Consider the following 9,631-nt stretch of genomic DNA (forward strand, 5'->3'; position numbering starts at 1 on the left):
AGCCGAGACACAGTCGGAGGTTGTTTTGTAACACACGTTCGCGGCCTGGAACCGATGACCTCGACCCGGCGAGGACGCGGCGTCTCGGGCGCGCCGCGGGTCGAGCGCCAGCCTCACCGCCAGGGCCGCCCGGCGCGCCTCGGCGAGCGGGTTGGTGCTGTCGAGGACGACCCGGTCGTGCCGGCGTCGAGCAGCCTCGATGGCTTCCCTTCTGCGCCTTCAGCACGAAGCCGAGCGCGACCAGAAGGGCTTCGAGGTCACGAAACGAGACGGTCCCCTCACCGGAGAGAACCCGCTCGTAGATGCCGATGAGCGCGCGCCGCGAGACCATCGAAAATGGCCTCTCAGCACCCCCCTACTCCCACTCGATCGTCCCGGGCGGCTTGCTGGTCACGTCGTAGACCACCCGGTTGACGCCCTTCACCTCGTTGATGATGCGGGTGGCGGCGTGGCCGAGGAACTTCATGTCGAACGGATAGAAATCGGCCGTCATGCCGTCCGTGGAGGTGACGGCGCGCAGCGCGACCACGTAGTCGTAGGTGCGGCCGTCGCCCATCACACCGACGGTCTTGACCGGGAGCAGCACGGCGAAGGCCTGCCAGATGTCGTCGTAGAGGCCGGCGCGGCGGATCTCCTCGATGTAGATCTCGTCGGCGTAGCGGAGGATCTCGAGCTTCTCGGCCGTGATCTCGCCGGGGCAGCGGATGGCGAGGCCCGGGCCCGGGAACGGGTGGCGGCCGACGAACACGTCGGGCAGGCCGAGCTCGCGGCCGAGCGCCCGCACCTCGTCCTTGAACAGCTCGCGCAGCGGCTCGACGAGCTTCATGTTCATGCGCTCGGGCAGGCCGCCGACATTGTGGTGCGACTTGATCGTCACCGACGGGCCGCCGGTCGCCGAGACGCTCTCGATCACGTCGGGATAAAGCGTGCCCTGCGCCAGGAACTCGGCGCCGCCGATCTTCTTGGCCTCCTCCTCGAACAGCTCGACGAAGGCCTTGCCGATGATCTTGCGCTTGCTCTCGGGGTCGGTGACGCCGTCGAGCGCCTGCAGGAACTGCTCGCGCGCCTGCACGTGGACGAGCGGGATGTTGTAGTGCCCGCGGAACATCGTGATCACGCGCTTCGCCTCGCCGCGGCGCAGGAGGCCGTGGTCGACGAACACGCAGGTGAGCTGGTTGCCGATCGCCTCGTGCAGCAGCACGGCGGCGACCGCCGAGTCGACGCCGCCCGAGAGGCCGCAGATCACCTTGCCGTCGCCGATCTGGGCGCGCAGCTTGTCGATCGCCTCCTCCTTGAAGGTGCGCATCGTCCAGTCGCCCTGGCAGCCCGCGACCTTGCGGACGAAATTGCGCAGCAGCAGGGCGCCGTGCGGCGTGTGCATCACCTCGAGGTGGAACTGGGTGCCGTAGAAGTGCCGCGTCTCGTCGGCGATGATCGAGATCGGCGCGTTGGGCGAGGTGCCGACCGCCCGAAATCCCGCCGGCACCTTGGTGACCCGGTCGCCGTGGCTCATCCACACCGGATACTTCTCGCCGACCGTCCAGATGCCGTCGAGGAGCTGGCACTCGTCGGTGACCTGCACCTCGGCGCGGCCGAACTCGCGGTGGTGGCCGGCCTCGACCTCGCCGCCGAGCTGGTGGGCCATCGCCTGTTCGCCGTAGCAGATGCCGAGGATCGGCACGCCGGCGTCGTAGAGCGACCGGGGCGGCAGCGGCGCGCCCGGCTCGAGCACCGAGGCGGGGCCGCCCGAGAGGATCACGCCCTTGGGCCGCATGGCGGCGAAAGCCTCTTCGGCCTTCTGGTAGGGCACGATCTCGGAATAGACCCCCTCCTCGCGCACCCGGCGCGCGATCAATTGGGTGACCTGGGAGCCGAAGTCGACGATGAGGATCTTGTCGTGTTTCATGGCAGGGGGTTAGCGGATCATGCGCTCCGCCGCAATCCGGAGCGGCCGCAACCCACGGTGAAATCGGCGGCAACCCGGTGCGCGGCCCACCCGTAACGGTCCATAAAGGCGGACCCGACAGGATGCGGGCGAGCAGGCTCCGACCGCCACAGCGTCGAGCGACCCCTGTCATGCCGAGCGAGACCCCGCCCATGAGCCAGACCACGGCCGCCGCCGCGCCCTTCGGGCTCGCCGGAGACGACGGCGAACGCCGCCGCGCCCTGTTCCAGGAGACCGCGGCCCAGCGGCTCCAGCGCATCGCGCTGGGCACCGCCTGGGCGCTCAAGCCGCCGCGCTCCAGGAGCCTGCCGGGGCTCGCCCGCCTCTGGCTGGTCGACGTCGTGGACCCGGCCGACGGCCTTCCGGACCCCGACCGCACCGTCAACCCGTTCGGCACCTGCGGCATCGTCCACGATCCGGGCGTCGAGACGCTGCTGGCCGGCTACCGCGAGGGGCTGTTCCCATTCGCCCATTTCGGGCCGCTGAAATGGGTGTCCCCGGCCGAGCGCTGCATCCTGGTGCTGGACGAGCTGCACATCGCCAAGCGGCTGCGCCGGCAGATGCGCCAGGGCCGCTACACCGTCACGTTCGACCGCGACTTCGAGGGCGTCATCACGTCCTGCGCCGGGCGCCGCGAGGGCCGCTGGCACCTCACCTGGATCACGCCGCGGATCATGCGGCTCTACGGCGACATGTTCGACGCCGGGCACGTCCACTCCTTCGAGGTGTGGAACGAGGCCGGCGCCCTGGTCGGCGGCGGCTACGGGGTCGCGGTCGGCGGCGCCTTCTTCACCGAGTCGCAGTTTTCGCACGAAGCCAACACGTCGAAGATCGGCTTCACGGTGCTGCACTGGCACCTGGCGCAGTGGGGCTTCCGGCTCGACGACGGCAAATGGCCGACCCCGACCATCCTGGACATGGGCTTCCGCAGTGTGCCGCGCGCCGAGTTCCGGGCCCGCGTCGCCGAGGCCGCCGCCCTGCCCGGAAAGCCGGGCCGCTGGACCGTCGAGACCGACCTCAAGACCGTCGCGGCCTGGCAGCCGGGCGGCGAGGACGCCAAGGGCAAGAAAGAGCCGGCGAACGACTGAGCACAGTCTCGTGTCCCGGGCGCGATGGGTCACGCAGTGACACAACGCGAACCGGGACCCATCTCGCGCCTCCCCGTCGTGGCATGCGCCCCGGCTCACCACGCATTCGGCCTCCGGCCGGCGGCGCATCGTCCGGAGCACGCATTCGGGGATCTCACCCCTCCCGCGTCAGCACGCTCACGAAAAATCCATCCGTGCCGGTGCGGCGGGGGGTCATCAGAAGACCTTCGGGGAAGGTGAGCACCGAGTCCAGGAACGCGGCCGCGGCGGCGCCGAGCGGCGTCACCAGGTCGGCCGGCCGCACCGGTGAGAAGCCCGGATGGCGGGTCACGAAGGCCTGGATCTGGTCGGTGTTCTCGTCGGCCAGCAGCGAGCAGGTGACGTAGACGACGCGGCCGCCCGGGCGCACCAGGCCGGCGGCGCGGTCCAGCACGGTGACCTGCTGGGCGACGCGCTCCGACAGCGATCCCGGACGCATCCGCCACTTGGCGTCGGGGTTGCGGCGCCACGTGCCGGTGCCGGTGCAGGGCGCGTCGACCACCACGAGATCGGCCCGCTCGGCGAGATCGGCGAGCGCGTCGACGCCGGGCCGCGGCGTACGGACCTGGACGTCGCGCACGCCGGCGCGCTCCAGCCGCGCATGGATCGGCGCGAGCCGACGCATGTCGAGGTCGGTGGCGTAGAGCTGGCCCTTGTTCTCCATCGCGGCGGCGAGCGCCAAGGTCTTGCCGCCGCCGCCGGCGCACAGGTCGATCACCTGATCGCCCGGCCGCGCCCCGGCGAGCAGGGCCGCGACCTGCGAGCCCTCGTCCTGAATCTCGATCTGGCCCTTGATGTAGGCGGGCTCGGCATGGACGGGAGGGCTTTTCTGCTCGGCTCCGATGGTCACGCGCAGCCCGGCCGGCGCCCACCGGGTGAAAGCGGGCTTGAGATGCGACAGCGCCGCGGCGGCGGCATCGCGGTCGCCCGCGAGCGTGTTGACGCGCAGGTCGAGCGGGGCGCGGTGGGCGAGCGCCCGACCCTCCTCGACCCGATCGTCGCCGAACACCCGGGCGAGAGGCAGGTCGAGCCACTCGGGATAATCGCCCGCGACATGCGCCGGCGCGTCCTCGAGCCCGGTCCGGGCCAGCGCCGTACGCTCGCCCTGCGTCAGAGGTGATGGCGCGAAGCGACCGCCGTCGAAGAGTTTTTCGATTTTCTCCAGATCGAGCCCGCGGTCCAGCGCGAGCATGCCGAGCACGACCGCGCGCGGCGTCGGCTCGCCCAGGAGATGGGCGGCCGAGGCCTTCCGGCGCAGCGCGTCGTAGACCAGGCCGGCGATGGCGGCGCGATCGCCCGAGCCGGCGAAGCGGTGCGAGAGGCCCCAATCCTTGAGAGCGTCGGTGGCGGGACGGCGGCGGGCCTCGATATCGGCGAGCACGTCGATGGCGGCGGACAGGCGAGCAGCGGGAGTCATGCGCCCCCTCTCCCACACCAGGCCCGGAATATCCAGCACGACGGGCGGCGCGACGCCGCTTTATTGACAGCATGCTGTCGTTATGATTGTATACTGTCATGTCAGGACGCTTTCACGAGACCCAGACCACCGAGGGCGATGCCCTCACGGCACTGATGCTGGAGACCTTCCGGCTCAACGGCCGGCTGCTCGCCGGCGGCGACCGGCTGGTCGCACCGATCGGCCTGACCAGCGCGCGGTGGCAGGTTCTCGGCGCGATCGCGATGGCCGGGCGCGGCGCCCCGGTCGCCCATATCGCGCGCGACATGGGCCTCACCCGCCAGTCCGTCCAGCGGGTCGTCGACGTGATGGTGGCCGAGGGGCTGGTCGGCTTCGCCGACAACCCGCACCACCGCCGGGCCAAGCTGGTCGGCCTCACGGCGCGGGGACGCGCCGCCTACGACGCCGCCATCCTGCGCCATGTCGGCTGGTCGAACGCGCTGGCCGAAGGCCTGCTCGCCGACGGCGTGACGGCGGACGACATCGTCGGCGCCACCGCCGTGATGCGAACCCTGCTGGCGCGGCTCGAAACCACGGCCGCGACCGAGAGCACCGCCGCCGAGCCACCAGACCCGGACTGAGCCGGTCCGGGCGCAACCGCTCCGCTCACCGAGGAGACAGACATGTCCGCTTCCGACGTCCGCCCGACCCGGGCGGCGCTGCCCCCGCTCGTGCACGGCCTGGCCGGCACCGCCGCCTTCGTGACGATCCTGGTGTTCTGGACCACCACGGCGTGGTCCGAGCTGTTCGCCGACCTCGCCACCGTCACGGCCGTCAAGCAGACGATCGCCTGGGGCCTCCTGCTGCTGGTGCCGATGATCGCCGTCACCGGCCTCTCGGGAGTCCGGCTCGCCGGCGGCGCCAAAACCCCGGTGATCGCCGCCAAGATGCGGCGCATGCCCGTCATCGCGGCGAACGGCGTGCTGGTCCTGGTCCCGTGCGCCGTCACGCTCGCGGTGCTGTCCGGTCGCGGCGACTTCGGCCCCACCTTCCAGGCCGTGCAGGCGCTCGAGCTGCTCGCCGGCCCGGTCAATCTCGCCCTGATCGCCCGGAACATCCGCGACGGCCTCGCCCTCGCGGGACGGCGGAAGATCGCGGCCGCCTGAACCCCGTCGGGCCCGCGAGCGCCGATGACCTCAGAGACGCGCCATCGGCTCGAAAGCAAAACTCCGCCGCCACGTTTCGCCCAGGTCCTTGTCGAGCTCGGCCCACCCGCAATCAAGCCTTGCACCGACGAACGCTCGCTCTTCTCGCGGCTTCCGAACGAGCAACCAATGGAGCTGGGGCACCAGATAACGGAAGAAGGCGAGCCATTGGGCATAGTTCACGGCGAGTGGATTGCCCGTGATCGCGACCTTCCCGCCATTGATCGCGGCGGCCACCCCGTGGGCTAGAAACAGCGTCGTTCCCAGACGGGGTGTCGTCCCTACCGGAAGGGCTTCCGCCAACGGTCGCCCCTCATGGAGATCACGTGCCAGAAACGCGGTGCGCACCACGACCTCGACAACGGCGGCACACACACCGCCGGCAAGGAAATGCCGGAAGTCGTAGCCGCTACGGTACATGGCTCGGGTGATCTCGGCGATGCTGGAGTCGCCGATCATCGCGCCGTCGAGCAGTTGGAACGCACCAAACAACGGCGGCGGAAGCCCCGCGCTCGTGGCGACATCGGACAGCATGTGTCCTCCGACGGTCGTGAGGGCTTCGGCCAGACCGCCGAACACACCGCGGGCCCCTTCCACCGGATCGCAGCCGTCCACGGCCTGGACGACAATCGAACCATCCGCTCCGATTGCCGTGAACCCGCCTGCAAGCACATCCCGAACGCCGAAAAACCAGCCGAGCAATGGATCGTGCCCCAACGAATGCAGCCGGTGAGTTCGGGGCCCAAGTCCCGCGATCGGCGTGCGGAGCCGGACGCTCGTGGAGGCGTCGTACGGGACCGCATAAGCCCGCTCCAATCCCCGGACCGTATCCGCAGGAAGCAGTTGACCGAAGCCGTCCTTGATCACGTTGGACAGCCACCCGCCATCCGACCCGGCGATTCCCATGAAGCCAGGATGATGCGGCACGCGCACGAGAAAAATGTCGGCAAGTGCGGCCAGAACCCCGGCGACACCGGCGGTCGCATAGTCGGCGGGTGTCAGATGATGCAGGGCCGCGAACTCGTCCCGCCAAGCCGCCACACGCGAGATCCCATCACGCTGTTCCTGCTCGGTCAGCAGGTTGTCGAAAGACACGCAGCGATTATCGCAATCGGCTCGGGCCTCCGCGAGGATTTGATCCCAGGACCGGACGAGTAGGGGAAATGCATTATTCGCCACCTGCCGAGACGGCTCGGGCGCCGAGATTCGCTGCTGGACCGCCGCCGCGATGACGAGCGCCGTGGCCCTTTCGATGTCACCCTCGACGATCGAACCGGCTAGGTTCGCCCCCTGAATTTCGGCGTCGAGCCTCCGCCTTTGAGCTGCCAGCACGACGAGATGGTCCGGGCCGTTCGGTTGCTCCTCCGAGACGAGCCCCCGCATGGCCTGTTCCAGCGTGACGAGAAGGCCATGGAGATAGGTGAGCCGTTCCGTCGAAGCCGCGTTCCGGTCCTGCAGATCACGGATCAGTGCGTCATGCTTCCGAAGGGCATCCTGGAGCAGCGCCTCGACCTCGGCGGACGAGCGGCCGCGGCCCACGTTGGAAAACACGGACTCGCTGAAGCGCAGGGCTTCCTCGGCCTGACGTCCGATCCAGGTCCATCCGTGGGAAAACCCGGCGCTGCCCCGCTCTCCGATCGAGGCAAGGCCCGACCAGATCGTGTCGAGCGCAACATTGCCGCGCGCCTTCAGATTCTCGAGGTCGGCTCGCGCCGGAAGAGAGGTGCCGACACCTTCGGCTGCCGCGCGGATCGCCTCGGGTACGGCGGCTGACGACAAGGTCCTGGTCTTGTCGAGGATCGCAGCACCAGCTTCCGACAACAAATCTCTGACGAGGTCCGGCGGCGGCTTCGTCGGCATATGAGAAATCTCGGTGATATGCTCGCAATAGTAGCAGATCGAACCGATCGAGGTCTATGCCTGTTCAAATCCCCAAAAGGATCCGCACCGCGAAGATGCCCCAGGCGACGGCGAGGACGAGGGCGCTGGCGACGTGGAGCATGGCCGGGGTGGTGCCGCCGCGGCCGGTGGCCAGGGCGACGGCGTGCAGCACCCGCAGGGTGGCGAACACGAAGGCGAGCAGCACGAAGACCAGGTCGGCGTGGCGGGTCTGCACCGACAGGACGGTCAGCACGTAGAACAGGACCGGCAGTCCGTACTGCTCCTCGAGCGCCACGGTGCAGCCGGAGCCCGACACGGCCGCCCCGCCGCGTCCGACGGTGCCGATCCGGGCGCCGCCCCGGCCGGCGCAGAGCATCAGCAGGAAGGCGAGCAGGACCAGGACGAAGGTCGGGGTCAGCACCAGCGGAAGGGACATCGGGCACTCCGGGCGCCGGACCGGCGCTGCCCGTGGTAACCCGGGGCGCCGGCGCGGGTTCCCGATCCCGCCGAGACGGGTCGCCCGGCCCGCGCCGCCCGCACGGAAGCGATGCGGGGCGGCTCGGTTGACAGCATCCGGGTTCCGGATCATCGACGAGGCTCCCTCCCCGCGCAAAACCCCGAAAGCCGCCATGCCGACCGAAACCTTCCGCTCCGCTTTCGTGCCGCACGATCTCGCCGCGCCGGTGGCCGGCGCGTCCACGGGTCCGCTGGCCGGCCTCTCGGTCGCCGTGAAGGACATGTACGACATCGCCGGCGAGCGCACCGGCGGCGGCAATCCGGACTGGCTGGCGGCGCATCCGCCCGCGACCGCCCACTCGGCCGTGGTGGCGAAGCTGCTCGCGGCCGGCGCCACCATCACGGGCAAGACGGTGTGCGACGAGTTCTTCTTCAGCGTCGCCGGGGTGAATGCCCATTACGGCACGCCGCTCAATCCGCGCGCCCCGGGGCGCATCCCGGGCGGCTCGTCGAGCGGCTCGGCCTCGGCGGCCTCGGCCGGCGCCTGCGACGTCGCCATCGGCAGCGACACGGGCGGCTCGGTGCGGGTGCCCTCGGCCTTCTGCGGGCTCTACGGGATCCGGCCGACGCACGGCCGTGTCGATCTCGCGGGCGCCATGGCGATGGCGCCCTCCTTCGACGTCGGCGGCTGGATGGCGACGGCGCCGGGCGTGTTTCGCGCCCTCGGCCGGGTGCTGCTCGACCATCACACGGCACCGGCCCGCATCGAGAAGCTGATCGTGCTCGACGACGCCTTCACCCAAGCCGACGAGGACGTTGCGACACTGGTGCAGGACGCGCTCGACACCATGTCTGGGACCCTGCCCGCCGCGACCCACGGGGCGATCGCGCCGGAGGGATTCGACCCGTGGCGCGAGGCGTTCCGGATCATCCAGGGACGGGAGATCTGGCGCGTCTACGGCGACTTCGTCGAGACCAGGCGGCCGCGCTTCGGACCCGGCGTGCGCGAGCGCATGGAGTTCGCCGCGACCGTCACCGAAGCCGCGGCGGAGGCGGCCTATGCCGTGAAGGCGGCGGCGTTCGCGTGGATCCGCAGCGTGGCGAAGCCCGGCACCGTGCTGGCGCTGCCGACCGTGCCCTGCATCGCGCCGCGCGCGGATGCCCCCCAGGAGCTGCTCGAGTCGTTCCGGGTCCGGGTGATGCGCCTCACCTGCACGGCCGGGATGGCCGGCCTGCCCCAGGTCACGATCCCGGTGGGGACGCTGGCCGGGTGCCCGGTCGGGCTCTCCTTCATCGGCTGGGCGGGCGGCGACGAGGCGCTGCTGGACCTCGCGGTGCGGCTCGCCCCGTTCGTCGGAGCGGGCGCCGAGTAGCGCCCGCCACGCGTCTGTCCACTTGGTATGCAAGGCGGCCGCGGCCGGGCGTTGCGCCCGCGCCACGCATCGCGAGCTTCGTGCTCGCGGCTTCGTGATCAGGCCGGCGGTAGCGCGCTCCGACCCCTCAACAATCCGCTAACCAGGCTCGCCGAGAGTGCCGTCGTGCTGTCCGGGATCGAACCAATCCCGCCACGGGCGCACCTTATTTGCGCCCGATCGGCCCCCCACATCACGGGCGCCGGCCG

Annotated in this window: 8 protein-coding genes; 4 read left to right on the forward strand and 4 right to left on the reverse strand. The window is 70.4% G+C overall.

Going from position 1 to position 9,631, the window contains the following annotated elements; translation table 11 throughout:
• Positions 1-355: 355 nt before the first annotated feature.
• The gene (guaA, locus tag CH341_RS11275; protein WP_111419124.1) at positions 356-1,906 is read right to left on the reverse strand and encodes a glutamine-hydrolyzing GMP synthase; all 1,551 of its coding nucleotides are present in this window, start codon (positions 1,904-1,906) and stop codon (positions 356-358) included.
• Between the two features lie 191 nt (positions 1,907-2,097).
• On the opposite strand from guaA, the gene CH341_RS11280 reads away from it, so the two are divergent.
• Positions 2,098-3,033, forward strand: coding sequence for a leucyl/phenylalanyl-tRNA--protein transferase (locus CH341_RS11280; RefSeq protein WP_170149575.1), 936 nt, complete (start codon positions 2,098-2,100; stop codon positions 3,031-3,033).
• Between the two features lie 154 nt (positions 3,034-3,187).
• Here CH341_RS11280 and CH341_RS11285 read toward each other — a convergent pair whose 3' ends face one another.
• A complete protein-coding gene (locus CH341_RS11285; protein ID WP_111419126.1) occupies positions 3,188-4,489 on the reverse strand; it encodes an RsmB/NOP family class I SAM-dependent RNA methyltransferase in 1,302 nt (433 codons plus the stop codon).
• A gap of 98 nt (positions 4,490-4,587) precedes the next feature.
• On the opposite strand from CH341_RS11285, the gene CH341_RS11290 reads away from it, so the two are divergent.
• A complete protein-coding gene (locus tag CH341_RS11290) occupies positions 4,588-5,109 on the forward strand; it encodes a MarR family winged helix-turn-helix transcriptional regulator (protein WP_111419127.1) in 522 nt (173 codons plus the stop codon).
• Positions 5,110-5,151: 42 nt separating this feature from the next.
• Complete coding sequence (locus CH341_RS11295; protein ID WP_245430998.1) at positions 5,152-5,634, forward strand: hypothetical protein; 483 nt, start codon at positions 5,152-5,154, stop codon at positions 5,632-5,634.
• Positions 5,635-5,664: 30 nt separating this feature from the next.
• On the opposite strand, the gene CH341_RS11300 is transcribed toward CH341_RS11295, so the two are convergent.
• Together CH341_RS11300 and CH341_RS11305 are read right to left on the reverse strand one after the other, a co-directional pair.
• Entirely contained in the window at positions 5,665-7,533 is a 1,869-nt protein-coding gene (locus CH341_RS11300) for a hypothetical protein (protein WP_111419128.1), read from the reverse strand.
• 64 nt (positions 7,534-7,597) lie between these two features.
• Positions 7,598-7,990, reverse strand: a complete 393-nt coding sequence (locus CH341_RS11305; protein ID WP_111419129.1) for a hypothetical protein — start codon at positions 7,988-7,990, stop codon at positions 7,598-7,600.
• Positions 7,991-8,183: 193 nt separating this feature from the next.
• Between CH341_RS11305 and CH341_RS11310 the strand changes: the two genes are divergently transcribed.
• Positions 8,184-9,383 (forward strand): amidase, encoded by a 1,200-nt coding sequence (locus tag CH341_RS11310; RefSeq protein ID WP_111419130.1) that lies wholly within the window; start codon positions 8,184-8,186, stop codon positions 9,381-9,383.
• Positions 9,384-9,631 lie beyond the last annotated feature (248 nt).

The sequence above is a fragment of the Rhodoplanes roseus genome, assembly GCF_003258865.1.
Classification (GTDB): domain Bacteria; phylum Pseudomonadota; class Alphaproteobacteria; order Rhizobiales; family Xanthobacteraceae; genus Rhodoplanes; species Rhodoplanes roseus.

Excerpts from the sequence above, each read along its gene's own strand:
- guaA (WP_111419124.1), bottom strand. The coding sequence starts at position 1,906 with ATGAAACACGACAAGATCCTCATCGTCGACTTCGGCTCCCAGGTCACC.
- CH341_RS11280 (WP_170149575.1), top strand. The coding sequence starts at position 2,098 with ATGAGCCAGACCACGGCCGCCGCCGCGCCCTTCGGGCTCGCCGGAGAC.
- CH341_RS11285 (WP_111419126.1), bottom strand. The coding sequence starts at position 4,489 with ATGACTCCCGCTGCTCGCCTGTCCGCCGCCATCGACGTGCTCGCCGAT.
- CH341_RS11290 (WP_111419127.1), top strand. The coding sequence starts at position 4,588 with ATGTCAGGACGCTTTCACGAGACCCAGACCACCGAGGGCGATGCCCTC.
- CH341_RS11295 (WP_245430998.1), top strand. The coding sequence starts at position 5,152 with ATGTCCGCTTCCGACGTCCGCCCGACCCGGGCGGCGCTGCCCCCGCTC.
- CH341_RS11300 (WP_111419128.1), bottom strand. The coding sequence starts at position 7,533 with ATGCCGACGAAGCCGCCGCCGGACCTCGTCAGAGATTTGTTGTCGGAA.
- CH341_RS11305 (WP_111419129.1), bottom strand. The coding sequence starts at position 7,990 with ATGTCCCTTCCGCTGGTGCTGACCCCGACCTTCGTCCTGGTCCTGCTC.
- CH341_RS11310 (WP_111419130.1), top strand. The coding sequence starts at position 8,184 with ATGCCGACCGAAACCTTCCGCTCCGCTTTCGTGCCGCACGATCTCGCC.